At 73.9% G+C, this 23,122-nt stretch carries 25 protein-coding genes; 9 read left to right on the top strand and 16 right to left on the bottom strand.

Annotation, left to right across the window (positions count from 1 at the left end; translation table 11 throughout):
• Nucleotides 1-37: 37 nt before the first annotated feature.
• Nucleotides 38-1,699: an outer membrane protein assembly factor BamB family protein gene (locus ACQP60_RS19305; RefSeq protein WP_429735946.1), complete on the top strand. Its 1,662-nt coding sequence runs from the start codon at nucleotides 38-40 to the stop codon at nucleotides 1,697-1,699.
• Between the two features lie 30 nt (nucleotides 1,700-1,729).
• On the opposite strand, the gene ACQP60_RS19310 is transcribed toward ACQP60_RS19305, so the two are convergent.
• A complete protein-coding gene (locus ACQP60_RS19310) occupies nucleotides 1,730-2,791 on the bottom strand; it encodes a DUF3048 domain-containing protein (RefSeq protein WP_429735948.1) in 1,062 nt (353 codons plus the stop codon).
• Nucleotides 2,792-2,873: 82 nt separating this feature from the next.
• Entirely contained in the window at nucleotides 2,874-3,980 is a 1,107-nt protein-coding gene (locus ACQP60_RS19315; protein ID WP_429735950.1) for a DUF3048 domain-containing protein, read from the bottom strand.
• A gap of 119 nt (nucleotides 3,981-4,099) precedes the next feature.
• Between ACQP60_RS19315 and ACQP60_RS19320 the strand changes: the two genes are divergently transcribed.
• Together ACQP60_RS19320 and ACQP60_RS19325 are read left to right on the top strand one after the other, a co-directional pair.
• Complete coding sequence (locus ACQP60_RS19320; RefSeq protein WP_429735952.1) at nucleotides 4,100-5,341, top strand: AMP-binding protein; 1,242 nt, start codon at nucleotides 4,100-4,102, stop codon at nucleotides 5,339-5,341.
• Nucleotides 5,342-5,389: 48 nt separating this feature from the next.
• Complete coding sequence (locus ACQP60_RS19325) at nucleotides 5,390-6,259, top strand: 1,4-dihydroxy-2-naphthoate polyprenyltransferase (RefSeq protein ID WP_429735954.1); 870 nt, start codon at nucleotides 5,390-5,392, stop codon at nucleotides 6,257-6,259.
• An 18-nt stretch (nucleotides 6,260-6,277) separates the two neighbouring features.
• On the opposite strand, the gene ACQP60_RS19330 is transcribed toward ACQP60_RS19325, so the two are convergent.
• A complete protein-coding gene (locus ACQP60_RS19330) occupies nucleotides 6,278-6,553 on the bottom strand; it encodes a DUF4229 domain-containing protein (RefSeq protein WP_429735956.1) in 276 nt (91 codons plus the stop codon).
• A gap of 55 nt (nucleotides 6,554-6,608) precedes the next feature.
• Between ACQP60_RS19330 and ACQP60_RS19335 the strand changes: the two genes are divergently transcribed.
• A complete protein-coding gene (locus tag ACQP60_RS19335; protein ID WP_429735958.1) occupies nucleotides 6,609-6,965 on the top strand; it encodes a PLD nuclease N-terminal domain-containing protein in 357 nt (118 codons plus the stop codon).
• Nucleotides 6,966-7,050: 85 nt separating this feature from the next.
• Here ACQP60_RS19335 and ccsB read toward each other — a convergent pair whose 3' ends face one another.
• The 6 genes from ccsB to ACQP60_RS19365 all read right to left on the bottom strand — a co-directional run bounded on the left by ccsB (nucleotide 7,051) and on the right by ACQP60_RS19365 (nucleotide 12,450).
• Nucleotides 7,051-8,049 (bottom strand): c-type cytochrome biogenesis protein CcsB, encoded by a 999-nt coding sequence (ccsB, locus tag ACQP60_RS19340; protein WP_429735960.1) that lies wholly within the window; start codon nucleotides 8,047-8,049, stop codon nucleotides 7,051-7,053.
• 2 nt (nucleotides 8,050-8,051) lie between these two features.
• On the bottom strand, nucleotides 8,052-9,818 hold the full coding sequence (gene resB / locus ACQP60_RS19345; RefSeq protein ID WP_429735962.1) for a cytochrome c biogenesis protein ResB: 1,767 nt from the start codon (nucleotides 9,816-9,818) through the stop codon (nucleotides 8,052-8,054).
• The gene (locus ACQP60_RS19350) at nucleotides 9,818-10,597 is read right to left on the bottom strand and encodes a cytochrome c biogenesis CcdA family protein (RefSeq protein WP_429735964.1); all 780 of its coding nucleotides are present in this window, start codon (nucleotides 10,595-10,597) and stop codon (nucleotides 9,818-9,820) included. The genes resB and ACQP60_RS19350 overlap by 1 nt, the downstream gene beginning before the upstream one ends.
• On the bottom strand, nucleotides 10,597-11,232 hold the full coding sequence (locus ACQP60_RS19355) for a TlpA family protein disulfide reductase (RefSeq protein WP_429735966.1): 636 nt from the start codon (nucleotides 11,230-11,232) through the stop codon (nucleotides 10,597-10,599). The genes ACQP60_RS19350 and ACQP60_RS19355 overlap by 1 nt, the downstream gene beginning before the upstream one ends.
• Entirely contained in the window at nucleotides 11,232-11,876 is a 645-nt protein-coding gene (locus ACQP60_RS19360) for a histidine phosphatase family protein (RefSeq protein WP_429735968.1), read from the bottom strand. The genes ACQP60_RS19355 and ACQP60_RS19360 overlap by 1 nt, the downstream gene beginning before the upstream one ends.
• A gap of 61 nt (nucleotides 11,877-11,937) precedes the next feature.
• A complete protein-coding gene (locus ACQP60_RS19365; RefSeq protein ID WP_429735970.1) occupies nucleotides 11,938-12,450 on the bottom strand; it encodes a MarR family winged helix-turn-helix transcriptional regulator in 513 nt (170 codons plus the stop codon).
• A gap of 102 nt (nucleotides 12,451-12,552) precedes the next feature.
• Between ACQP60_RS19365 and ACQP60_RS19370 the strand changes: the two genes are divergently transcribed.
• Complete coding sequence (locus ACQP60_RS19370) at nucleotides 12,553-13,101, top strand: YceI family protein (RefSeq protein ID WP_429735972.1); 549 nt, start codon at nucleotides 12,553-12,555, stop codon at nucleotides 13,099-13,101.
• A gap of 97 nt (nucleotides 13,102-13,198) precedes the next feature.
• Here ACQP60_RS19370 and ACQP60_RS19375 read toward each other — a convergent pair whose 3' ends face one another.
• Together ACQP60_RS19375 and ACQP60_RS19380 are read right to left on the bottom strand one after the other, a co-directional pair.
• On the bottom strand, nucleotides 13,199-13,861 hold the full coding sequence (locus ACQP60_RS19375; protein WP_429735974.1) for a redox-sensing transcriptional repressor Rex: 663 nt from the start codon (nucleotides 13,859-13,861) through the stop codon (nucleotides 13,199-13,201).
• Nucleotides 13,862-13,892: 31 nt separating this feature from the next.
• Nucleotides 13,893-14,126: a glutaredoxin family protein gene (locus ACQP60_RS19380; protein WP_429736191.1), complete on the bottom strand. Its 234-nt coding sequence runs from the start codon at nucleotides 14,124-14,126 to the stop codon at nucleotides 13,893-13,895.
• A gap of 74 nt (nucleotides 14,127-14,200) precedes the next feature.
• On the opposite strand from ACQP60_RS19380, the gene ACQP60_RS19385 reads away from it, so the two are divergent.
• A complete protein-coding gene (locus tag ACQP60_RS19385; protein WP_429735976.1) occupies nucleotides 14,201-15,004 on the top strand; it encodes an HAD family hydrolase in 804 nt (267 codons plus the stop codon).
• 91 nt (nucleotides 15,005-15,095) lie between these two features.
• Here the strand turns inward: ACQP60_RS19385 and ACQP60_RS19390 are convergent, their stop codons facing one another.
• Both ACQP60_RS19390 and ACQP60_RS19395 read right to left on the bottom strand, forming a co-directional pair.
• Nucleotides 15,096-15,194, bottom strand: coding sequence for a 30S ribosomal protein bS22 (locus tag ACQP60_RS19390; protein WP_003792170.1), 99 nt, complete (start codon nucleotides 15,192-15,194; stop codon nucleotides 15,096-15,098).
• 154 nt (nucleotides 15,195-15,348) lie between these two features.
• A complete protein-coding gene (locus ACQP60_RS19395; protein ID WP_429735979.1) occupies nucleotides 15,349-16,524 on the bottom strand; it encodes an acetoin utilization protein AcuC in 1,176 nt (391 codons plus the stop codon).
• 64 nt (nucleotides 16,525-16,588) lie between these two features.
• Between ACQP60_RS19395 and ACQP60_RS19400 the strand changes: the two genes are divergently transcribed.
• Together ACQP60_RS19400 and ACQP60_RS19405 are read left to right on the top strand one after the other, a co-directional pair.
• Nucleotides 16,589-17,977 carry a TrkH family potassium uptake protein gene (locus ACQP60_RS19400; protein ID WP_429735981.1) on the top strand — a complete coding sequence of 463 codons (1,389 nt, stop codon included), beginning with the start codon at nucleotides 16,589-16,591 and terminating at the stop codon, nucleotides 17,975-17,977.
• Nucleotides 17,978-18,040: 63 nt separating this feature from the next.
• Nucleotides 18,041-18,712 (top strand): potassium channel family protein, encoded by a 672-nt coding sequence (locus ACQP60_RS19405; protein WP_429735983.1) that lies wholly within the window; start codon nucleotides 18,041-18,043, stop codon nucleotides 18,710-18,712.
• 6 nt (nucleotides 18,713-18,718) lie between these two features.
• Here ACQP60_RS19405 and ACQP60_RS19410 read toward each other — a convergent pair whose 3' ends face one another.
• Complete coding sequence (locus ACQP60_RS19410; RefSeq protein ID WP_429735985.1) at nucleotides 18,719-19,990, bottom strand: ATP-binding protein; 1,272 nt, start codon at nucleotides 19,988-19,990, stop codon at nucleotides 18,719-18,721.
• A 203-nt stretch (nucleotides 19,991-20,193) separates the two neighbouring features.
• Between ACQP60_RS19410 and ACQP60_RS19415 the strand changes: the two genes are divergently transcribed.
• Entirely contained in the window at nucleotides 20,194-21,603 is a 1,410-nt protein-coding gene (locus ACQP60_RS19415; protein ID WP_429735987.1) for a phytase, read from the top strand.
• 28 nt (nucleotides 21,604-21,631) lie between these two features.
• Here ACQP60_RS19415 and ACQP60_RS19420 read toward each other — a convergent pair whose 3' ends face one another.
• Together ACQP60_RS19420 and ACQP60_RS19425 are read right to left on the bottom strand one after the other, a co-directional pair.
• On the bottom strand, nucleotides 21,632-22,354 hold the full coding sequence (locus tag ACQP60_RS19420; protein WP_429735989.1) for an ABC transporter permease: 723 nt from the start codon (nucleotides 22,352-22,354) through the stop codon (nucleotides 21,632-21,634).
• The gene (locus tag ACQP60_RS19425; protein WP_429735991.1) at nucleotides 22,351-23,112 is read right to left on the bottom strand and encodes an ABC transporter ATP-binding protein; all 762 of its coding nucleotides are present in this window, start codon (nucleotides 23,110-23,112) and stop codon (nucleotides 22,351-22,353) included. The genes ACQP60_RS19420 and ACQP60_RS19425 overlap by 4 nt, the downstream gene beginning before the upstream one ends.
• Nucleotides 23,113-23,122 lie beyond the last annotated feature (10 nt).

Here is a 23,122-nt window from a genome sequence, read left to right on the forward strand (position 1 = left end):
CCGTCCGGGGCGTGCGGCGGGCCGGTAGCCTCCCGACATGCCGCCGAGGTTCCGTCGCCCCGAGCCGATGACCACCTTCGAGCTCGTGCCGGACGACGAACGCGAGGATGCGCCCGACGCCGCCCCGACCGGCCCTCCCGACGACCGCCGCGAGCGTGTCGCCGCCCTGCGCGACCGTGCCCTCGCCCGCTGGCGCGCGCTGTCCCGCCGGGGCCGCACCGCCGTCGCGGCCGGCACCGCCGTCGTCGTGCTCGCCGCCGCCACGGCCACCGTCGCCCCGGGCCTGCTGGACGCCCGCGCCCAGCGCCTGCGCGCCGACGCGATCCGCGGCCTGCCCGGGGTCGTCGACGACTTGTCCGAGCCTCTCGGCGTCGCCTGGTCCCTGGCCAGTGACGCGAATCTCGCCGCGGTGCTGCCGGGCGGGGCGCTCGCCGTCACCGACGCCCGCGGCGTCCGGGCCGTCGACGCGGCGACCGGCGACGCCGAGTGGGAGCACCCCTCTGGCGACGGCGCGATGTGCGGGCCCACCCCCTGGACCGCGGTCGACTGGAGCGCCCCGGTCGACACCGTGGTCTGCGTCGAGGACTCGTCCCGCGTCACGGTGCTCGACGCGGACGGCACGGTGGTGAGCGAACGAGAGCTCGATCTCCTGGAGCCGGTCGACGCGCCCGGCGACGACTATCCCAGCTCCTTCTCCTGGTCCCAGGTGCCTCCGACCGCCAGCGGGACGACCTGGTCCCAGGTGGTCCCGGCCGCCGACGGGACGGTCGCGGTGCTCGACGAGATCGCCTCGGTGACCGAGGTCCCGTGGCACGAGGACGAGGACGCCGCGAGCCTGCTGCGCACCCTGCGCGACGCGGGCTGGCACGACCCGACGCTGCACCTCGTCGACGCCGTGACCGGCGAGGAACGCGCCGAGGTGACGATCCCCCTCACCGCGGAGGCACTCGAGTCCTGCGGCGTCATGGAGGACGGCCAGGGCGGCCGGAGCGTCGCCCCGCAGCCCTGGATCGACGCCACGCCGTCGGCGACGACGCTCGGGCTGTGCAGCGCCACCCGGGCGGTCACGCCGACGGGCGAGGCGTTCGACGTGGGCGACGGCCGCGCCGCGGTGCCGCTGCCCGGCGGGGCGTTCCTGCTGCAGGGCGAGACCAGCGAGGTCCTCGACGCGCACGGCGGACGGCTCGAGACGATCGACGGCCTCGTGCTCGCCCCGCCCGTCGACACCGAGCCCGACGGCGCGCGGCTCGTCCTCCTCGGCTCCGACGGCAGCGCCCCGTCGCTCGCCGCCCTCGGCGAGGACGGGGAGCCCGCCTGGTCGGTGACCGTCGACCCCCTCACGACGCCGCTCGCCCGGGTCGGGGGCACCGTGGTGCTCGCGGACGACTCGTCGCTCACGGCGCTCGACGCCCGCACCGGCGAGCAGCGGTGGCGGGTGCCGGACCTGCTCGAGCACGACCTCGAGGGCGGCGAGGTGATCGCGGGCGCCGTGACGGACGGCACGCGGCTGCTGCTCGTGGTCTCGCCGGCGTCGTGGGGCGACGGCGAGGACTCCCCGCACCGCCTCGTCGCGCTCGACCTGCGGGACGGCAGCACGGTGTGGGAGCGCAGCGGCACCGGGGTGATCTGGGGGCTGTTCTCGGCCGGCGGCAACCCCGTGGCGGTCGGGGAGTCCGTCACCGGGCTCGGCGGGGCCTGAGCGCGGCGCCGCCTGCCGGGGGCCGGGGCGTCAGGAGGTCTTCCAGCTCCCGCCGTCCTGCGGGACGAGCTCGATCCAGGTGCTGCCGGGGTCGAGCTCGACCGGCTCGCCGTCCCGGGTCAGCTCGATCGGGGACGCCTGGTCCTTCTTCGACCACTGCACCGACACGGTCTTCCCCGCGGACGCGAGCACCCCCTTGCCCTTGCCGACCAGCTCGGCCTTGGGCACCGGTGCCCCGGCCGGGTCCTTGTACTTCGTGTCCACCACGTCGACGGACAGCGCGAGCACGTTCGTGGCGGCGTGCCGCTCCCCCGACGACGAGACCGACTCGCGGGACCCCTCGCTCCGCAGCCACTGCTCCCGCTTGCCGGACCAGTCCCACACGCTGCGCTGCGCCGGGCTGAGGGTGACGTCGAGCGTGCCCGCCTTCTTCCCGTCCGCTCCCGCCGTGCCCTCGCCCGCCCCACCCGAGTAGCGGAACTGCGCGGGCGGCGGCACCGCGCGGTCGTCGTCGGCCTGGTCGAGGAACGCCTTCGGGTCGCCGACGACGTTGTGCGGCGCGGCGCGCTGCGGGTCGCGGCTGAAGCCCGCGTCGCCGCGGTCCATGATCACCGACTGGGTGCCGGACTTCTCCACGGCGTCGATGAACGGCTTCTGCCCGCCCGAGTACGCGAGGATGCCGCCGAGCGGGGCGACGACGTCCGGGTCCATGGGCCGCACCGACCGCACGGGTTCCACGGTCTTCGGGACCCGCGAGTGGTAGACCGCCACGAACCGCGTGATGCCGCCCTCGACGACCTCCTCCCACACCTGGTCGGCGTCCTCGAGGCCGGTCTGGGGCCGCGCCTCGGGCGCGTTCTCGATCTTCACCGCGAGCGCCGGCCGGGCGGCCACGTCGTCGGACCGGACGCCGGTGAGCGGCCAGGCGGACGGCATGGTGGGCGACGGGGGCGCGCCCTTCTCGGCGGCCGTGTCGGGCGAGGCCGTCGGCGCGGGCGAGCCGCCGGACGAGCACGCCCCGAGCGCGAGGAGGGCGGCCGTCGCGAGGACGGTGACGGCGCGGGCGCGGGACGGGCGGGACGTGGCGGTCATGCGGTGGCCTCCGGGGGCGGGTGTGCGCGCGATCACAGCTCACCGTAGGCCGCGAGAGCCCCGAACCGGGGTCGACTCACGGTCAGCTCACCTTCCACGACCCGCTGCCGCGCGGCACGAGCTCGATCCACAGGTTCCCCGGGTCGAGCAGCGCCGGCTTGCCGCCCGGCGTCGTGAGGACGAGCCGCGAGCGCGTGCCCTTCTTCTTCCAGGTCACGTTGAGCGCCTTGCCACGGGTGAGGAGCACGCCCTTGCCGCTGCCCACCATCTGCGTCTCGGGCACGGGGGCGCCGCTCGGGTCGCGGTACTTCGTGTTCTTCAGCTTCACGGACAGGACCAGCACGTTCCGGGCCTCGAGCTGCTTCCCCGACGACATCGACGGCGTCGACCCGTCGTAGCGCGCGTACCGCTTCGTGTCGCCCTTCCACCGCCACACGGTGCGCTGCGCCGGCGAGAGGCGGACGTCGGCGACACGCCCCTTGCGGTCGTTCTTCGCGGCTGACCCCTGCCCTCGCTTCGCGGCGTACGAGAACTGCGCGGCCGGGGGCTCGGCGCGGCTCCCGTTCGCCTGCTTGGCGAACTTCTTGACCGAGCCGTACACGTTGTGCGGCGCGAGCCGGTTGCCGCTGCGCCAGAAGCCGGGGTCGCCGCTGTCCATGGTCACGGACTGCACCCCCGCCTTCCCGACGGCCCTGATGAAGGGCGGCTGCCCGCCGGAGTACGCGAGGATGCCGTGCATCGGGGCGACGATGGCGGGGTCCATGGGGCGCACGGACCGCACGGGCCCGACGGTGCTGGGCAGCGCCGAGTGGTAGACGGCGACGTAGCGGCTGATCCCGCCCTCCACCACCTGCTCCCAGACGATGTCGGCGGACTGCAGCCCCCGCTGCGGCCGGGCGGCGACGGAGTTCTCGACCTTGACGGCGACGGCGGCACGCGCCGGCACCTTCGTCGTCCCGGTGCGCTGCCCGGTGAGCGGCCAGACGGCGGGCTTCGGCTCGGGTTTCGGCTTCACGGGCTCGGGGGGTGCCGCCTTCGGCACGGCGACGTCCGGGGCGGCCGTCACGGTGGGCGGCGCCGTGGGCTCGCCGACGCCGCAGGCCGCCGTGGTCAGCAGGGCGAGCGCGACGAGCGCGCCGACGGCTCCGCTCCGGGCGCCGCGGGGCGCGCGTCCGTGCTTCGTGGGCATCCTCGGCGTCCTCCTCGACGTACGTGCGGCCCGCACCCGGGCCGGGACCGTGCCACCCTACGGCAGGCCCGCGTCGGCCCGGGCGGGGGCCCGCACCGACCGGGACCTACGCTGGTGCGGTGCCCCGTCCCTCGCTCCCCCCGTCCGTCGGCGTGCTCCGCGACGCCGTGCGCGCCGCGCTCGACGGCGGTCCCGCCGTCGTCCCGCTGGCCCGCACGACGGAGTCCCCCGTGCCGCCGGGCACGGCGCTGGTGGTACGCACGTCCGGCTCGACGGGGACGCCGCGCGAGGTCGCGCTGACTGCCGCCGCCCTGGGCGCGTCGGCGTCGGCCACGCACGAGCGCCTGGGCGGGCCCGGCCGGTGGGTGCTGACGCTGCCGCCCACGCATGTCGCGGGCCTGCAGGTGGTGGTGCGCTCGGTGCTGGCCGGGACGCCGCTCACCGCCGCCGCCCCGGACGCGCGGTTCACGCCCGACGGCCTGGCCGACCTGCTCGAGCCGACCCTCGACGCCGCCGGCGACGACCCGGTGTACGTGTCGCTGGTGCCCACCCAGGTGCACCGGCTGCTCGCCGCCGCCCAGGACGGCGCCCCCCGCGGGCTGACGGCGCTGGCCCGCTCCGCGGCGGTGCTGCTGGGCGGGGCGGCCTCCCCGCCCGCGCTGCTCGCCCGCGCCCGGGAGGCCGGGGTGCGCGTGGTGACCACCTACGGCATGTCCGAGACCGCCGGCGGCTGCGTGTACGACGGCGCGCCCCTGCGCGACGTCCGGGTCCGCCTCGTCCCCCCCGAGTTGTCAGGGCCTCCGCAGGGCATACCGGACGCTGGTCCCGACAGGTCCGGGGAGGTGGGGGTCGTCGAGCTGGGCGGACCCACGCTCGCGGCGGGATACCTGGGCGACGACGACGCCACGGCCGCGGCGTTCCGCACCGGCGCCGACGGGTCGCGCTGGTTCCGCACGTCCGACCTCGGCCGGCTCGCCCCTGACGGCACGCTCCAGGTGCTGGGCCGGGCGGACGACGTTGTCGTCACGGGCGGGGTGAACGTCGCCCCCGCCCCCGTCGAGGCGCTGGTCGGCGAGCTGCTCGGCGGCGAGGCGTGCGTCGTCGGTGTGCCCGACGCCGAGTGGGGGCAGGCGCTCGTCGCCGTCGTCGCGCTCCCGGCCGCCTCGAGCGGGGGGCCGTCGCTCGCGCCCGTCGACGACGCCGCGCTGGCGGCGGTCCGGTCCGCGGCGGCGACTAGGCTGGGTGCGCCGTCCGCGCCCCGCCGCGTGTACGCCGCGGCCGCGCTCCCGCTGCGCGGCCCCGGCAAGGTGGACCGCAGCGGCGTCGTCGCCCTCGTCCGCGAGCACGAGGCGCACGCCTGACCTGCTCGCGCACGCGACGCCCCGGCGCCGCACGACGGACGGAGAACCATGGCCACGACGAGCGAGTGGATCGCCGGAGCACGCCCCCGCACCCTGCCGGCGGCGGCCGCCCCGGTGCTGATCGGGTCGGGCGCCGCGGCGGACGTCGGCGCGTTCGCGTGGCTGCCCGCGGTCCTCGCGCTCGGCGTCGCGCTCGCCCTGCAGGTGGGCGTCAACTACGCCAACGACTACTCCGACGGCGTCCGCGGCACCGACGTGGACCGCGTCGGCCCGCTGCGGCTCACCGCGTCCGGCATCGTGCCGCCCCGCCACGTCAAGGGGGCCGCGTTCGCGTCGTTCGGCGTCGCCGGGGTGCTCGGCCTCGCGCTGTGCGCCGTCAGCGGGCACTGGTGGCTGCTCGCGGTGGGCGTGCTGTGCGTGCTGGCCGCCTGGTACTACACCGGCGGCAAGCACCCGTACGGCTACGCGGGGCTCGGCGAGGTCGGCGTCTTCGTGTTCTTCGGCCTGGTCGCGACGCTCGGCACCACCTACACCCAGGCGGACACCCTCACGTGGCCGTCCGTGCTCGGCGCGGTCGGCGTCGGCCTGATCGCGTGCGGGCTGCTCATGGTGAACAACGTGCGCGACATCCCGACCGACGTCGTCGCCGGCAAGCGGACCCTCGCCGTCCGCCTCGGCGACCACCGCGCCCGGCGCTGGTACGCCGCCTGCATCCTGCTGCCCGTGGTGCTGGGCATGGTGTGCGCGGCCTGGTCGCCGTGGGCGCTGCTCGTCACGGTGCTGCTGCTGCCCGCCGCGCTGCTCGTCGCCCCGGTGATCGCCGGCGCGCGCGGGCCGCTGCTGGTGAAGGTGCTCGCCGGCACCGGGATGTTCGAGCTCGCCTACGGCGTGCTGCTGGCCCTGGGCCTCGCGCTCTGACGCTCGCCCCCCGCCGGCTCAGCCCGCGGCGGGATTCTCCCGGTCCACGACGGAGTCCTCGTAGTCGGTGTCGACGTCGTGCTTGTCGGCGCCGTCCTTGCGCCGCTGCTCCTTCTGGGCGAGCCAGCGCGCCGCGGCGTCGCGCGGCTTGCTCAGCGCGAGGTACGAGACGGCGAACGCCACGACCGCGGCGACCAGGACGAGGAGCCAGCTGCGCAGGCCGAGCAGGTAGCCGGCGCCGAGGGCGGCGACGAACAGCAGGATCCGCCAGACGGTGTACATGACGAGGGGCACGGAACCAGGGTAGGCGCGATTCCTGAGCACTCGGCCGCCGAACTAGGCTGGAGGCATGTTCGCGCGTGTGATCCTGCCCCTTCTCGTGGTGGGGCTCGCCCTCTACGCCCTGCTCGACCTGTTCGGCTCCGAGGAGGACGAGCGCGGCGGACTGCCCCGCTGGTTGTGGGCGGTGATCATCGTGCTGCTGCCGATCTTCGGCGCCGTCGCGTGGATCGTCGTCAAGCAGTCCGCGCGCCGGGCCTCCGGAGGCCGGGGCTCGTCGTCCCGCCCCCGCCGCCCCGGCCCGTCCGGGCCGCGCCGCCCGTCCGGCCCCGTGGCGCCCGACGACGACCCGGAGTTCCTGTGGCGCCTCGAGCAGGAGAAGCGCCGTCGCGAGCGCGAGGGCGGGGGCAACGGCGACACCCCCTGACCACCCGGGGCGTTGTGGGTACGAAAGAGGGGACTATCCGGTCGCGGATAGTCCCCTCTTTCGTACCCACAACGCCCCGGTGCCGTCAGGCGCCGCCGGTGGTGTCGGTGTTGAGCCCCGAGTACGAGTGCTTGCCGTTGAAGATCAGGTTCACGCCGGTGAAGTTGAACAGCACGCACAGGTAGCCGACGATCACGAACCAGGCGGCACGGCGGTCGTCCCAGCCGCGGGTGGTGCGGGCGTGCAGGTACGCCGCGTACACGACCCAGATGACGAAGCTCCAGACCTCCTTGGGGTCCCAGCCCCAGTAGCGGCCCCAGGCGTGCTCGGCCCAGATCGCGCCGCCGATGATGGTGAAGGTCCACAGCACGAAGCCGACGGCGTTGAGGCGGAAGGACAGGGCCTCGAGGGACGTCGGGGTGGGAAGGCGGTCGAGCCAGCGGAAGCCGGGGCGCAGCAGGTACGGCGAGCCGGAGTCGCGGCTGTCGCGCACGAGCTGCAGCACCGAGGCCACGAACGCGACCGTGAAGATGCCGGTGGCGCTGATCGCGACGCCCACGTGGATGACCAGCCAGTAGTTCTGCAGCGCCGGCTGCACGCCGGTGGCGGCCACGTAGAAGACGTTCAGACCGAGCACGAGGAACAGCACGGCCAGGCCGGTGACGAAGGCGCCGAGGAACTTGAAGTCCTTGCGCACGTTCATGCCGAGGAAGACGGCGAGGGCCATGAACGACCCCACCAGCGTGAACTCGTACATGTTGGCCCAGGGCGTGCGGCCCGCGGCGAGCCCGCGCAGCACGATCGCCACGAGGAGCATCGCGGTGCCCAGCCAGGTGGTGGACATCGCGATGCCGGCGGCACGACGGCGCACGGGCGTGACGGCGCCCCCGCCCGACAGCGGCGCGTCCGCGGTCGACGGGCTCGCGGACGCGGCCCCCACCGCGACGGGCGTGCGTGCCTCCGCGTGCGCGTCGGCCCGTGCCTCCGTGCGGCGGCCCAGGTCGATCGCGAACGCGACGAGCGCGATCGTGAGCGCCGTGGCGGCGCCCCACACGAGCAGCACGCTCAGCTCGGCGATCTGCATGGTCAGTCCTCCGTGGCGGTTCGCTGGTGGTCGGCGGCGACCGTGTCGTCGTCGGTCTTGTCGTCAGTCTCGTCGGCAGCCCCCGGCACCGCTGCCAGTGCCTTGTCGACCTCGCGCTGCAGGCCGGCGTCGTCCCCGCGGGCGAGACCGGCGAGCTCGACGTGCGTGAACGACCGGCCGTCGTCGTCCGTGGCCTCCCATGATCGCACCCACACGCGGCGGCGCGGCGTGAACAGCGAGACCGCGAGGCCGGCGAGGGCCAGCAGGGAGAACGTCAGCACCCAGCCGAGCGACGGGTCGTAGCGCAGGTCGAGGGCCACGTAGCGGGGCACCTCCTCGCCCAGGGTGACGGTGCCGAGGCCGTCGGGCAGCTCGACCGTCTCCCCCGGCTTCACGAGCAGCTTGATCGTCTCGCCGTCCTCGTCCACCGACGGCGTGAGGGACGCGGTGTCGAGGCGGTACACGTTCTGCGGCACGCCGTCGTCCAGGCCCAGGTCGCCGCGGTACACCTCGAGCACCATGAGCGGGTTCTGCGGCTGCGGGAAGACGGAGCGCGCCGACCCGTCCTCCTCGACGACCGCCGTCGGCAGGAAGTAGCCGACCAGGCCGATCTGCTCCTGACCGTCGGAGACGTCGGGCACCTTCACGACGCCGCGGGACGTGTACATGGTGTCCTCGGGCAGGAACGGGACGCGGCCGGAGAACGCCATCTCGCCGGCGCCGTCCTTGACGGTGATCTCCGGGGCGAAGCCGTTGCCCTGCAGGTAGATCTTGGCGCCGTCGACCGTCAGCGGGGAGTTGACCTTGATCTGGTCGGAGTGCTGCCCGCCGTCCGGCTCCGTGACCGTCACGTGGGCGGTGAAGTCGCGCGCCTGCGCGAACGCCACGGTGTCGGAGGCGAACTCGGAGTCGAACGAGTCGAGCGTCATCGAGAACGGCGACAGCGACGCCGGCCGGAACCAGGCGCCCTTGTCGAAGGTGTCGTAGTCCACGACGGCGTTCGCGAAGCCGCGGCCCTCCGTGACGATCGCCTGGCCGCGGTAGTGCAGCAGCTGGCCGAGGGCGACGGAGACGAGCAGGCCGAGCAGGGCGAGGTGGAACACGAGGTTGCCGGTCTCGCGCAGGTAGCCGCGCTCCGCGGCCACGGTGCGGGTGGCGGGCCGGCCGAGGCGCGGCTCCTCCGACCCGACGTCGACGCGGAAGGTGGGCAGTCGGCGCACGGGGCCGCGCAGGTGGTCGGCCACGGCCTCGACGACCTCGTCGGGCGACGCCGTCGTGCGGGCCCGGGCCGTGGCGGGGAAGCGGCCGAACCGCACCGGCGTCCTGGGCGGCCGGTTCCGCAGCGCGCGGGCGTGCGCGATCGTGCGCGGCACGATGCAGCCCACGAGGGACACGAACAGCAGGATGTAGATGGCCGAGAACCAGACCGAGCTGTAGACCTCGAAGAACCCGAACCGGTCGAGCCACTCCCCCAGCGTGGGGTGGTCGCCGAGGTACTCGAGCACCGCGGCGGCGTCCTGCCCGCGCTGCGGCAGCACCGAGCCGGGCACGGCCGCGACGGCGAGCAGCATGAGCAGCATGAGCGCCACGCGCATGCTCGTGAGCTGGCGCCACGTCCAGCGCAGCATGCCGCGCCAGCCCAGCGTCGGGAGGTTCGGGCCGGCGGGCTTGCCCGACCCGCCCTGCGGGGCTGCGGGGGCGTCACCGGCGCGGCCCTCGACGAAGGCGTCGTTGATGCCCTCGGGGCGGTAGGTCGCCTTCTCGCTCATCACACCACCGTCACGAATCCGCTGATCCAGCCCTGGAGCTGGCTGGTCCACGAGGTCCAGAGGCCGGTGACCAGCGCCAGGCCGATCAGCACCAGCAGGGCGCCGCCGGCGCGCTGGATGGCCAGGCGGTGGCGGCGCAGGAAGCCGAGCATGCGCTGCGACGACTGCAGCCCCAGCGCGACCAGGAGGAACGGCACGCCGAGCCCGACGCAGTACGCGATCCCCAGCACGATGCCGCGCGCCGCCGACGCCTGGTCGAGGGACAGCGCCTGCACGGCGGTGAGGGTCGGGCCGATGCACGGCGTCCAGCCGAGGCCGAAGACCACGCCCAGGAGGGGCGCACCCCACAGGCCCGCGCGCGGGCTCAGGTGCATGCGCCGCTCGCGCTGCAGGAACGGGACGGCGCCCAGGAACGCGAGCCCCATGAGGATCACGACGACCCCGAGCACCCGCATGATCGTGGCCTCCCACTGCACCAGGTAGGCGCCGAGCGCGCCGGCCGCGGCCATGAAGGCCACGAACACCGCGGTGAAGCCGAGCACGAACAGCGCGACGCCCGCGACGACGCGTCGACGGCCCGGGTCCTGGGGGATCCCGGGCCGGCCCTTCGCCCCCGTCCCCGCCGACGCCGCGGCCATGCCGCTCACGTACCCGACGTAGCCGGGCACCAGCGGCAGCACGCACGGCGACGCGAAGGACACCAGGCCGGCGATCAGCGCCACGGGCAGCGCCAGGAGCATCGACCCGCTCCACACCGTGGTGGCGAAGGCGTCGCCCATCACGCGTCCTTCGCGGCGTCGTCGCCCGACCCGGTAGCGGACTCCGCGAGCACCTCGTCGACGATCGCGTCGAGCGTGGACGCCTCCGCCTGCCCGATGACGCGCGCCGCGACGCGGCCCTCGGCGTCGAGCACGACGGTGGACGGCACGGCCTGGAGCGGCACGACGCCGGACAACTTCGCCACGACCTGGCCGCTGCGGTCCTCGATCGACGGGTAGGGCACGTCGAAGGTGCGCTGGAACGACGTGGCGGCGCCGGCCTCGTCCTCCGTGTTGATGCCGAGCACCCGCACGCCGTCGGCCTCGCGGTCGTTGGCGAGGGCCACGAGGTCGGGCGCCTCGGCGCGGCACGGGGCGCACCCGGCGTACCAGGTGTTGACGACGACGACGTCGCCCAGCCAGTCGGCCGTGCTGACCTCGTCGCCCTCGAACGACGTGCCCTCGACGGTCACCGGGTCCTCGCGGTCGCCGGCGTCCCACTGCTTCACGGAGCCGTCGCCGGAGACGAAGCCCTGCCCGACGACGTCGCCGGCGCCCGAGTCCTGGGCGCCGCACGCGGCGAGCAGGACCAGCGAGACGGCTGCGCCGACGGCCGCGGAGGCGCGGCGGAGCGCGCGCGGACGAGCGGCGCGCATCATGCCCCCGGCACGGGGTCGGCGCCGGCGAGCAGGTCGGCGGCGGGCTCGGTGTAGTGCAGGCCGACGAACGTCTCGCCGTCGAACCGCAGCGAGGTCATCGACGCCAGCGCGCACTGCCGGCGGCGCGGGTCGTGCGCCAGGGGGCCGCCCTCGTACGACCGGCGGGTGACCCAGACGGGGAGCTGGTGGCTGACCAGCACGACCTCGTGGCCCTCGTAGGCGCGGCGCGCGTCGTCGACGGCGGCCCGCATCCGGGTCACCTGGTCCGCGTACGGCTCGCCCCACGACGGGCGGAGCGGGTTCCACAGGTAGCGCCAGTACTTCGGGTGGGCGAGCTGCCCCGGGTTCTTCCCGATCGTCGTGCCCTCGAAGTGGTTCCCCGCCTCGATCAGCCGGTGGTCGGTGGCGAGCTCGAGCCCGAAGGCCTCGGCCGTCGGCGTCGCGGTCTCCTGCGCGCGCTGCAGCGGGGAGGCGACGACGGCGACGACGTCGCGGCCCGCTCCGGACAGGTGCTGCGCCACGCGGCGCGCCATCGCCTGGCCGCGGTCGGACAGGCGGTAGCCGGGGATGCGCCCGTAGAGGACGCCGTCCGGGTTGTGGACCTCGCCGTGCCGTACGAGATGGACGGTGGTGGTGGCCATGGGTCCCAGTGTCCCAGAACTCCGGGGTACCCAGGTCCCGTCCAGCATGGGGTGACGGCCCTCACTCCGCGTCGCGGGGACGCCCCTTCGTCGCGTCGGCCACCTTGGCCATCGCCCGGCCCAGGACCATGAACTCCTCGTCGGTGAGCGCGTCGACCAGGAGGCGGCGGACGGCGGTGACGTGGCCGGGGGCCGCGTCGACGAGCGCCGCGTACCCGGCGTCGGTCATGACGCAGTTCACCCCGCGCCGGTCGCCTGGCACGGGCGTGCGGACCACCAGCCCGCGCTTCTCCATGCGGTCGACGGTGTGCGTGAGGCGGCTGCGCGACAGGGCGAGGAACTCGGCGAGCGCGGACATCCGCAGCGTCCGGCCCGGGGCCTCGGAGAGCTGCACCAGCAGGTGGTACTCGCCGAGCGTGACGGGCAGCCCCTCGTCGTGGGCGTCCCCGAGCGCCTCGAAGAAGCGGGACGTCCCCTCGAGGAACCGCCGCCACGCCCACTGCTGCTCGTCGTCGAGCCAGCGCACGTCCGCCCGGCTCTCGTCGTCGCGCTCCCGCGCCTTCGTCGCACCCACGGGAATAGGTTACGAGAGCGCTGTGTTCCACCCCCCGTGACGATAGTTGATTCATCAACTATCTTGGTGAACGTCAGCACGACCCAACCCGAGGGAGACACCATGACCGCGCTGCCCGCAGGCCTGACCGCCGGTACCTACGCCATCGACACCGCCCACTCGACCGCCTCGTTCTCCGTGCGCCACGCCGGGATCGCCAAGGTGCGCGGCACGATCGCGATCTCGTCCGGCGAGATCACCGTGGGCGACGACCTCGAGTCGTCCTCCGTCACCGCCGAGCTCGACGCCGCGTCGGTCAACACCGGCGACGAGAACCGCGACGGCCACCTGAAGAGCGCCGACTTCTGGCACGCCGAGGAGAAGCCGGTCTGGACCTTCGCCTCCAAGAGCATCTCCACCGACGGCGACGACTACGTCATCCACGGCGCCCTGACGATCAACGGCGTCACCAACGACGTCGCGCTGCCGACCGAGTTCACCGGCACCGCCACCGACCCGTTCGGCAACCCGCGCGCCGGCTTCGAGTCCGAGATCGAGATCTCGCGCAAGGACTACGGCCTGACCTGGAACGCCGCGCTCGAGACCGGCGGCGTCCTCGTGGGCGACAAGGTCAAGATCGCCCTCGACGTCTCGGCGATCAAGCAGAACTGACCCTCGGCGAGGGTGAAGACTGCCGAGGTAGCTCGAAGGGGCGGTCCGCAGCTGTGCGGGCCGCCCCTTCGAGCTACCTCGACGATTCCGGGACTACCTACCTCGCGGGGGTGCCGTTCGTCGCGGCGCGGGCCGCGGCGTGGAACGCCAGGATCTGCAGCTCGCCGGCCACGTCCACGGAGCGCACGACGACGTCGTCGGGCAGCTGCAGCGCCACGGGCGCGAAGGACAGGATCTCCCGCACGCCGCAGGCCACGATCCGCTCCGCGATGGCCTGCGCCACCGGCCCCGGCGTCGCCAGCACCACCATCGACACGCCGGTGCGCGCGAGCACGTCCTCCAGCGCGTCGACGTGCTCGATCGTCAGCCCGGCCGCGGAGTTGCCGACCACCTGGGGGTCGGCGTCGAGCAGGGCCACGACCTGGAACCCGCGGGCGGCGTACCCCGAGTAGTTCGCCAGGGCGTGCCCCAGGTTGCCGATGCCGACGATCGCCAGCCGGTGCTCGGACTCCAGGCCCAGCGCCGTCGCGATGTACTGCGCCAGCGACTGCACGTCGTAGCCCACGCCGCGCGTGCCGAACGACCCGAGGTAGGACAGGTCCTTGCGCAGCTGCGCCGACCCGACCCCGGACCGCTCCGCCAGCTCCGACGACGACGTCGTCGTGACGCCGTCCTCCGCCAGGTCGCGCAGCGCGCGCAGGTAGTAGGGCAGCCTCGCCACCGTCGCGGCCGGCACCGTCGCCTCACCGAGCTCGATCACTGCTGCATCACCCTGTCGTCCTCTCCCGGGCTCAGCGGGCCAGCCGCCGCGCCAGCCGCGCGCCGTCCACCCGCCAGAAGCCCTGCTGCACGCCGTCCACCTCGACGACGGGCACGTAGTCCCCGTACTTGCCCACCAGGTCACCGCCGGGGCCGTCGACCTCGATGTCGACCTCCCGCCACGGTTCCCCCGCCGCGCCGCACACGTCCGCGACCACCGCCCGAGCCTCCTCGCACAGGTGGCAGCCGGCACGCGTGTACAGCAGCACCCGGGGCTCACCTTCGGATCCCTGCGGCATGCTCACCTGCCAAGACTAGCGGCGCCGATACAGTGGACCGCATGCCGTCGCCCGCCGAGTCGTCCCCGCCGGCGCGCGCCGCAGCCTTCTTCGACGTCGACAACACGATCATCCGCGGCGCCAGCGCCTTCCACCTCGCGCGCGCCCTGTACCAGCGCCGGTTCTTCGGCACCCGCGACCTGTTGCGGTTCGCCCTGATCCAGGCGAAGTACCTCGTGTTCGGGGAGTCCCGCACCCAGATCGAGACCGTGCGCAGCCGCGCCCTGTCGCTCATCGCCGGCCGCTCCGTGGCGGAGATCACCGCCGTCGGCGAGGACGTCTACGACACGGTGCTCGAGCTGCGCATCTTCCCCGGCACCAAACGGCTGCTCGACGAGCACCTCGCCGCGGGCGACGAAGTGTGGCTGGTCACGGCGACGCCGGTGGAGATCGGCGGGCTCATCGCACGCCGCCTCGGCGCCACCGGCTGCCTCGGCACCATCGCCGAGCACTCCGGGGGCTTCTACACCGGCCGCCTCGTGGGCGACCTCATGCACGGCGAGGCGAAGGGCGCGGCCGTGCGCGAGCTCGCCGAGCGCGAGGGGATCGACCTGTCCGCCTCCTACGCGTACGGCGACTCGCTCAACGACCTGCCGATGATGCGCACCGTCGGGCACCCGTGCCCGATCAACCCCGACGCGCGGCTGCGCCGGCACGCCAAGGAGGTCGGCTGGCCCATCCGCGAGTTCCGCGGCCGCGGACGGCGCGTGGCCGGGCGCGGGATGAAGACGGCGTCGTGGGCCGGCGCCGCATGGGTGGCGGGGCTCGTGCTGCGCAGCATCCGGCGGCGGCTCCAGGGCCGCTGACGGCGTCGGCCGGACACAGCGAACGGGCCCGGTACCTCCGTGGAGGTGCCGGGCCCGTTCGCGCACGCTGTCCGCCGTCAGGCGGACGACGTCACTTCTTGTTGCGACGCTGGTGACGCGTCTTCCGCAGCAGCTTGCGGTGCTTCTTCTTCGCCATGCGCTTGCGGCGCTTCTTGATGACGGAGCCCATGAGGTCCTCACAATGCTTGTCGGTCGGTGGAACACGGTTGGTCCCAGGAGCCCTGTCTCCAGGCGCAGCCGACCAACGCGGAAAAGTCCGTCCCCCAGGGTACCCGATGCCCGGCGCCCTCCCGACCGGCGCCCGTCCGGCCGCCGCCGTGACGTCAGTCGCGGTAGGGGTCCAGGCCCCAGGTGGGGAACACGTGCCGGCGGGTGGCGAGGACGGCGCGGTCGACGTCGTCGGCCGGGTCGTAGCCGGCCGACCAGGGGCGCCACTCGACGTCGCCGCTGCCGAGCCGCTCGGCCGGGTCCAGCCCGGACAGCTCCTCGACCTCCCGCCGCCAGGACTCGGGCAGCTCGATGCCGATCGCCAGCGGCGCGTGGGCCGCCTCCGCCACCAGGCTCGCCCACACCAGCGGCACGACGTCGACCACCGCGTACCCGCCGCCGCCGAGGGCGACCCAGCGGCCGTCGGCGAGCTCGTGCGCGAGGTCGTGCACCCACCGGGCCGCGGTCCGCTGGGCGCCCACCCCCACGTTCAGGTCGGTGAGCGGGTCGTTGCCGTGCGCGTCGCAGCCGTGCTGCGACACGATCACCTCCGGGCGGAACTCGCGCACCACCGCGGGCACGACGGCGTCCACGGCGCGGAGCCAGTGCGCCCCGTCGGTGCGCGGCGGCAGCGCCACGTTCACCGCGGTGCCCTGGGCCGCCGTCCCGCCCGTGTCGCCGGCGTTGCCGCTGCCCGGGAAGAGGGTGTGCCCGTCCTGGTGCACGGACACGGTGAGGACGCGCGGGTCGTCCCAGAAGATCGCCTCGACGCCGTCGCCGTGGTGGGCGTCCAGGTCGACGTAGGCGACCCGCTCCGCGCCGAGGTCGAGCAGCCGCTGCACCGCCGCCGCGGCGTCGTTGTAGATGCAGAAGCCCGACGCCGCGCCCCGCTGGGCGTGGTGCATGCCGCCCGCGATGTTCACGCCGTGCGCCACCCGCCCCGACCAGACCGACTCCGCCGCGTCCACCGACGCCGCGACCAGGCGGGCCCCGGCCTCGTGCATCGCCGGGAACACGGGGTCGTCCTCGGTGCCGAGACCGCGCGTCGGGTCCGGGGTGCCGTCCGCGGCCGCACGACGCACCGCCGCGACGTACGCGGCGTCGTGCACCGTCTCGATGAGCGCGTCGGGCGCGGGCTCGACGTCGGCCACCTCCAGGGTGGGCTCGTCGAGCAGCCCGAGCTCCGCCACGAGCCGCATCGTCAGATCGAGGCGGGCGGGCGCCATGGGGTGCCCGGGGCCGAAGTCGTAACGCAGGAGCTCGGGGCTCCACAGCAGCCGGGCGACGCGCATCCCGTCACGGTAGCCGACGGCGTGGCAGGCTGTGCCCAGCGACTGAGGGGCGAGAGGGGGCACGGTGCCGGGGACGTGGGGCGGCCGCGCCATCGCCGTGCGCGGGTGGGTCGACCAGGTCGCCCGCGAGTACCCGGCCCGCCTGGCGATGACGGTGTTCGCGGCCGTCATCACGCTCTTCACGCTGCTGCTCCTGCCGCCGTGGGCGACGTCGTCCGGCCGCGGCGCCTCGATCGTCGACGCGTTGTTCACCGCGACGTCCGCGGTCTGCGTCACGGGGCTCGTCGTGCAGGACACCGCCCTCTACTGGTCCGAGTACGGCCGGGTCGTCATCCTGCTCGGCATCAAGATCGGCGGCCTCGGTGTCATGACGCTGGCGTCGCTGGTGGGCCTCGCGGTCTCGCGGCGGCTCGGGCTGACGCAGAAGCTGCTCACGGCGTCGGAGACCAAGACCGAACGCCTGGGCGAGGTGGGCGCGCTGCTGCGCACCATCATCATCACGGCCACCTCGATCGAGCTGGCCATCGCGGTCCTGCTCTTCCCACGCTTCCTCGCCTTGGGCGACTCCGTCGGCCTCGCCGCCTGGCACGCGGTGTTCTACGGGGTGTCCTCGTTCAACAACGCCGGGTTCGTGCCGACCGAGCACGGCCTCCTGCCGTTCGCCTCCGACTGGTTCGTGCTGATCCCGATCGCGCTCGGCGTGTTCATCGGGTCGCTCGGTTTCCCCGTGATCCTCAACATCATGACGCACCGGCGCCGCCGCCATCACTGGATCCGGTCGCTGTCCCTGCACACCAAGCTCACGGTGACCACCAGCCTCGCCCTGTTCGCCGGCGGTGCCGTCCTCATCGGTGCCCTGGAGTGGTCGAACCCCGCGACGTTCGGTGCGCAGGACGGCGCGACCCGCGTGCTCTCGTCGATCTTCGCCGCCGTCATGCCCCGCTCCGGCGGCTTCAGCAGCGTGCACGTCCACGACATGCACCAGGAGACCTGGCTGGTCACCGACGCCCTGATGTTCGTCGGCGGCGGCTCGGCGTCGACCGCCGGCGGCATCAAGGTCACGACCCTCGCCGTCATGCTCCTGGCGATCCTCGCCGAGGCGCGCGGCGACAAGGACACCGACGCCTTCGGGCGACGGATCCCGCGCGACACGATCCGCCTCGCGATCGCCGTGATGTTCATGGGCGCGACGGCGGTGCTGGTCTCGTGCCTGGCGCTCCTGCGCATGACCCCGTTCAGCCTGTCGGAGATCCTCTACGAGGTGATCTCGGCCTTCGCGACGGTCGGGCTGTCCACCGGCATCACCGCCGATCTCCCCGACCCGGCGAAGTACTGGCTCAGCGGACTCATGTTCGTCGGGCGTGTCGGAGTCGTCTCGCTGATGGGCGCCCTCGCCCTGCGCGACCGGCGGCGCATCGTACGCTTCCCCGAGGAACGTCCGATCATCGGGTGACCTCGGGTCGGCGTGCCCGACCGATCTGCCTGACCGACCCCGACCTGTCTGAAGAGGAGAACCGTGGCGGACAAGAAGGCTCCCGCGCGCGACGCGGGCGTGCTCGTGATCGGCCTCGGCCGCTTCGGCTCCTCGCTCGCGACGACGCTGGACCGGCTGGGCCAGGACGTGCTCGCCGTCGAGCGCGACGAGAAGCTCGTGGCGCAGTGGTCCGGCCGGCTGCCGCTGGTCGAGGCGGACGCGTCCGAGGCGGAGGCGCTGATCCAGCTCGGTGCCAAGGACTTCGGCGTCGCCGTGGTGGGCGTCGGCACCGAGCTCGAGGCGTCGGTGCTCATCACCGCCAACCTCGTGGACCTCGGCACCCCGCAGATCTGGTCCAAGGCGATCTCCGCCGAGCACGGCCGCATCCTCACCCGCATCGGCGCGCACCACGTCGTGTACCCCGAGGCCGACGCCGGCTCGCGCGTGGCGCACCTCGTGAGCGGCAAGATGCTCGACTACATCGAGGTGGAGGACGGCTTCACCATCGTGAAGATGCGGCCGCCGAAGGAGATGCAGGGCTTCACGCTCGCGCAGTCGGACATCCGCAAGCGCTACGGCGTCACCGTCATCGGCGTGAAGTCCCCCGGCGTGGAGTTCCAGTACGCGACCCCCGAGACGCGCGTGAGCGCCAACGACCTGCTCGTCTGCTCCGGCCACGCCGACCTGCTGGAGCGGTTCTCGGCCCGGCCGTAGGACGCCTCACGGCCCCAGCAAGGCCAGCGGCACGACGGCGATGCCGTCCGGCCGTCGGTACGCCGTCCGTCCCGTGGTGACCACGACCGAGTCGACGACACCTGCCCCTGCCCGCTCGGCGAGCCAGCGCAGATGCCGCACGTCGCGGTCACTCGGCGCCGTGCCGAGCTTGACCTCGATGGCCAGGATGCGACCGTCGTCCCGCTCGACGACGAGGTCGACCTCATGCTCGCCACGATGCGTTCGAAGATGGCTGACCGTGGCGCCGGCCGCCTCCGCGTAGACGCGGACACACAACGTCACCAGGCTCTCGAACAGGGCGCCGAACAGGCTCCCCCGACGGGCGACCGGGACACCCGCCGGATCTGGGCGGTCCAGCAAGCTCGCGGCGTTCACGCCGAGCAGCCGAGCCGCGAGCGCCGGATCAGCCAGGTGGTGCTTCGGCGAGCGCCCCAGCGCCGTCAGGACGCTACCCGCTCCGACCCAGGCCGGAACCTCTTCCAGCAGCCAGATGCGTTCGAGCGTCTCCCGGTAGGCCGCCGTCGTCGTCCTGGCGGGCTTGTCCGGCTCGCCTGCCGTCGCCGCGTCGAGGATCTCGGTGTACGACGCCGTGGTCGAGGTGGCGGCAGCGTAGGCGCGCATCCACGCTCGGAGTGTTCCCGGCCTGCGGACCTCTCGCCCGGCGTCCGGGAAGTCGCGCTCGACGACGAGTCGCAGATAGGTGTCCAGCGAGTCGCGATTTCCGCGTGCGGAGAGATGGCGGAACCCGGGAAAGCCTGACGCGACGATCTCGTCCGCGTAGTCTTCGAGAGCGACGGCAGATTCTCCGTCCACCGCCCCGCCTCCAGCGAGGAGCCCGGCGAGCGACACCGTCGGTTCCGCCACGCCACGCTCAGCGAGGGTCATCGGACGCATTCGTAGCTGCACGATCCGCCCCGCGCCCGAGTGCATCGGCTGTTCGGCGGGAGTCGCCGACCCGGTCAGGAGGAACGACCCCGGTTCGGCACCGTCGTCCACTCCGCGACGAACGACGTCCCACACCCTGGGGAGCACCTGCCACTCATCGATCAGGACAGGCCGTGGCAGGCGCGTCACGCGGCGCAGATCCGCCCCGACGAGATCGGTCTCGTCAGGGTCGGACAGGTTGACGACGGACGTCGCTCGACGCTGCGCCGTGGCGGTCTTTCCCACTGCCTTGGGGCCGACGATCGCCACCGCCGGCAGCTCGGCAAGCATTCGGTCGAGTTCGCCGTCGACCACCCTCGTCGCGTACTCCATCAGGCAACACTACAAACTCGAGGCGTTCTACGCTACAAATTCGCGCAGCACTACGCTGCAAACACGCGCCCGCCTGCGCTTCACATTCGCGCAGGGGGCGGATGGCGCACCGGGTCCCCCCGTCGGCGCGACGGACGAGAGTTCGTCTCCGGTTCACGGGCCGGCCACGGACACGTCGTCCGCACGAGCGAGAGTTCCCGTCCATGCGATCAACCCGACGCGCCGCCCTGCCGGCGCTCCTGCTGCCCGCCATCGCCCTCGTCCCCGCTTCGTCGGCGTGGGGCCACACCAGCCCGTCCGGTCAGCAGGGCCACGCCTTCGGCCACCAGGGCCGCGACGTCTCCGACCTCGCCACCGTGACCACCGACGTCGAGACCCCTGTCCTCTACGACGACGAGGCGGGCGGCGACGCCTCCGGCGACGACCCGGCGATCTGGGTGCACCCGGGCGACTCGCGCGACTCGCTGGTCCTCGCGACCGCCAAGGAGGGCGGCCTGCGGGTGTACGACACGGCCGGCCGCGAGCTCCAGTCGCTCGCCGCGGACCCGGCGCCGCGGGCGGACGGCGTCGCCGGCCGGTACAACAACGTGGACCTCGCCTACGGCCTGCGCGTGGGCGGCGAAACCGTGGACGTGGCCGTCGTCTCGGACCGGTACAACGACCAGCTCCGGTTCTTCGCGGTCGACCCGGACGGCGCCGACGCCGACGCGCCGCTGACCGAGATCACCGCGGCCGAGCAGGAGTTCCTGTTCCAGCCCGACCGGGCGGGTGTCGACAGCGACCAGACCGCGTACGGCCTGGCCGTGTGGCAGGACGGCGACGACGCGTACGCCGTCGTGACGCAGGAGGGCACCACGCGCATCGCCACCGCCCGCCTCGTGCCGGGCGCCGACGGCACCGTCGGGTACGCGGACGTCGACCACCTCAACCTGCCGGCGTCGTTCGAGCTGCCCGACGGCAGCACGTGGACGCCGTGCGAGGAGCCGGGCGTGGGCCCGCAGCTCGAGGGGCTGTCGGTCGACCAGCGCACGGGCACGCTGTACGCCGCGCAGGAGGACGTGGGCCTGTGGCGCCTGTCGCTGCCGCTGGGGTCGGGAGAACCGCGCCTCGTCGACACGGTCACCGACTTCGGCGTCGAGGACGCCTACGACCCGGGGACCGAGGAGTGCTCCCCCGCCGACGGCTCGACCGAGGAGGAGGCCGCCGCCGCGAACCCGTTCGGGGGCGACCTGCTCACCGCCGACGCCGAGGGCGTCGACGTCTACCACGGTCCCGGCCGCACGGGGTACGTCATCGTGTCCAGCCAGGGCGACGACACCTACGCCGTCTACTCCACGACCGGCCGCAACAAGGCCGTGGGCTCCTTCCGGGTCGCGGGGACGGACGGCGTGGACGACGTCGACGGCTCCGACGGGCTCGCCGTGACGAACCGCCCCGTCGGCCCGTACCGGCAGGGCCTGCTCGTCACCCACGACGAGCCGGAGACCGGCGCCGACGTCGAGCCCGGCCGCGGCGACGCCACCGGGTTCTCGTACGTCGCCTGGGACGACGTCGCCGACGAGCTCGGCCTCGTCGTCAGCACCCGCGCCGGGAACGACCCGCGCTTCCGCTGACCGCCCCTTCGCCAACGAGCGTGGCGGGTCAGGCGGTGCGCCGGCGCAGGGTGGCGACGCCGAGCACGACGGCGCCGACGATGAACAGCGCGATGGCGCCGACCGCGCCCTGCACGTCCGCCCACTCGCCGCCGGCGGCGAGGGTCTGCATCGCCTCGACGGCGTAGGTGAGCGGGAAGACGCGCGAGAGCCACTCGAGGACCTCGGGCATCTGGTCGCGCGGCATGAGCAGCCCGCAGGTGATCAGCTGCGGGAAGATCACCGCGGGCATCATCTGCACGGCCTGGAACTCGGTGCGCGCGAGGGCGGAGGCGGCGAGGCCGAGGCAGCAGCCGAGGACGGCGTCGAGCATCCCCACCACGAGCACCAGCCACAGCGGCCCGAGCACGTCCATCCCGACGGCGAGGGCGAAGCCCACGACCACCAGCGACTGCAGCAGCGCGAGGGCGGCGAACGCGAGCGCGTAGCCCGCCACGAAGTCGCCCTTGCGCAGCGGCGTCGTCATGAGCCGCTCGAGCGTGCCCGACTGCCGCTCGCGCAGCGTCGCGACGCTCGTCACCAGGAACATCACGATGAGCGGGAACAGCCCCACGAGCATCGGCCCGAACTGGTCGAGCACCGGGGTGCCGTCGAACATCCACGCGATGAGGCCGAGCAGCAGGCACGGCAGCAGGAGGATGAGCGCGACGGTGCGGTGGTCGAACCGGAGCTGGGCCAGCACGCGGCCGGTCGTGGTGAGCGCGAGCGTCATCGGGAGCCCTCCCCCGTGGTCGTGGGCGAGGCCTGCTGGTCGATGAGCGCGAGGAACGCCCGCTCGGCGTCGGGCGCGCCGGTCGTGGCGAGCAGCTCGGCCGGGGTGGTGTCGGCGACGAGGGCGCCGTCGCGCAGCAGCAGCAGGCGGTCGCACTGGGTGGCCTCGTCCATGACGTGGCTGGAGACCAGCAGCGTGCGACCCTCGCGGGCCAGCCGGCGGAACATCGCCCACAGGTCGCGGCGCAGCACGGGGTCGAGGCCGACGGTGGGCTCGTCGAGCACCAGGAGCTCCGGGTCGCCGACCAGCGCCGCGGCGAGCGAGACGCGCGACCTCTCGCCCCCGGACAGCGTCCCGACGCGCTGCTTCTCGTGCCCGCCCAGGTCGACGGCGGCGACGGCGCGCCGCACGGCGGCCTCCGCCCCGGCGCGTGGGAGGCCGGCCAGACGGGCGAAGTAGCGCAGGTTCTGCACCACGGTGAGGTCCGTGTACACCGACGCCGCCTGGGTCACGTAGCCCACCCGGCGCCGCAGGCCGGGCGAGCCGGCAGCCTCGCCGAGCACGGTCACCTCGCCCGTCACGCGGGCCTGGACGCCGACGACGGCGCGCAGCAGCGTCGTCTTGCCCGACCCGGACGGGCCGAGCAGGCCCACCACCTGCCCGTCGGGCACCGCCACGTCCAGGCCGTCGATGATCGGCCGGCCGCCGCGCTCCACGCGCAGCCCCCGGACCCGCACCGCGGCGCCATTATTCCCCATGTGAGGAATT

It is taken from the genome of Isoptericola variabilis (genome assembly GCF_050311655.1).
In the GTDB taxonomy this organism is placed as follows: domain Bacteria; phylum Actinomycetota; class Actinomycetes; order Actinomycetales; family Cellulomonadaceae; genus Isoptericola; species Isoptericola variabilis.

Excerpts from the sequence above, each read along its gene's own strand:
- ACQP60_RS19335 (WP_429735958.1), top strand. The coding sequence starts at position 6,609 with ATGTTCGCGCGTGTGATCCTGCCCCTTCTCGTGGTGGGGCTCGCCCTC.
- ccsB (WP_429735960.1), bottom strand. The coding sequence starts at position 8,049 with ATGCAGATCGCCGAGCTGAGCGTGCTGCTCGTGTGGGGCGCCGCCACG.
- ACQP60_RS19305 (WP_429735946.1), top strand. The coding sequence starts at position 38 with ATGCCGCCGAGGTTCCGTCGCCCCGAGCCGATGACCACCTTCGAGCTC.
- ACQP60_RS19355 (WP_429735966.1), bottom strand. The coding sequence starts at position 11,232 with ATGCGCGCCGCTCGTCCGCGCGCGCTCCGCCGCGCCTCCGCGGCCGTC.
- ACQP60_RS19310 (WP_429735948.1), bottom strand. The coding sequence starts at position 2,791 with ATGACCGCCACGTCCCGCCCGTCCCGCGCCCGCGCCGTCACCGTCCTC.
- ACQP60_RS19425 (WP_429735991.1), bottom strand. The coding sequence starts at position 23,112 with ATGGGGAATAATGGCGCCGCGGTGCGGGTCCGGGGGCTGCGCGTGGAG.
- ACQP60_RS19385 (WP_429735976.1), top strand. The coding sequence starts at position 14,201 with ATGCCGTCGCCCGCCGAGTCGTCCCCGCCGGCGCGCGCCGCAGCCTTC.
- ACQP60_RS19370 (WP_429735972.1), top strand. The coding sequence starts at position 12,553 with ATGACCGCGCTGCCCGCAGGCCTGACCGCCGGTACCTACGCCATCGAC.
- ACQP60_RS19315 (WP_429735950.1), bottom strand. The coding sequence starts at position 3,980 with ATGCCCACGAAGCACGGACGCGCGCCCCGCGGCGCCCGGAGCGGAGCC.
- ACQP60_RS19415 (WP_429735987.1), top strand. The coding sequence starts at position 20,194 with ATGCGATCAACCCGACGCGCCGCCCTGCCGGCGCTCCTGCTGCCCGCC.
- ACQP60_RS19420 (WP_429735989.1), bottom strand. The coding sequence starts at position 22,354 with ATGACGCTCGCGCTCACCACGACCGGCCGCGTGCTGGCCCAGCTCCGG.
- ACQP60_RS19410 (WP_429735985.1), bottom strand. The coding sequence starts at position 19,990 with ATGGAGTACGCGACGAGGGTGGTCGACGGCGAACTCGACCGAATGCTT.
- resB (WP_429735962.1), bottom strand. The coding sequence starts at position 9,818 with ATGAGCGAGAAGGCGACCTACCGCCCCGAGGGCATCAACGACGCCTTC.
- ACQP60_RS19360 (WP_429735968.1), bottom strand. The coding sequence starts at position 11,876 with ATGGCCACCACCACCGTCCATCTCGTACGGCACGGCGAGGTCCACAAC.
- ACQP60_RS19325 (WP_429735954.1), top strand. The coding sequence starts at position 5,390 with ATGGCCACGACGAGCGAGTGGATCGCCGGAGCACGCCCCCGCACCCTG.
- ACQP60_RS19350 (WP_429735964.1), bottom strand. The coding sequence starts at position 10,597 with ATGGGCGACGCCTTCGCCACCACGGTGTGGAGCGGGTCGATGCTCCTG.
- ACQP60_RS19390 (WP_003792170.1), bottom strand. The coding sequence starts at position 15,194 with ATGGGCTCCGTCATCAAGAAGCGCCGCAAGCGCATGGCGAAGAAGAAG.
- ACQP60_RS19395 (WP_429735979.1), bottom strand. The coding sequence starts at position 16,524 with ATGCGCGTCGCCCGGCTGCTGTGGAGCCCCGAGCTCCTGCGTTACGAC.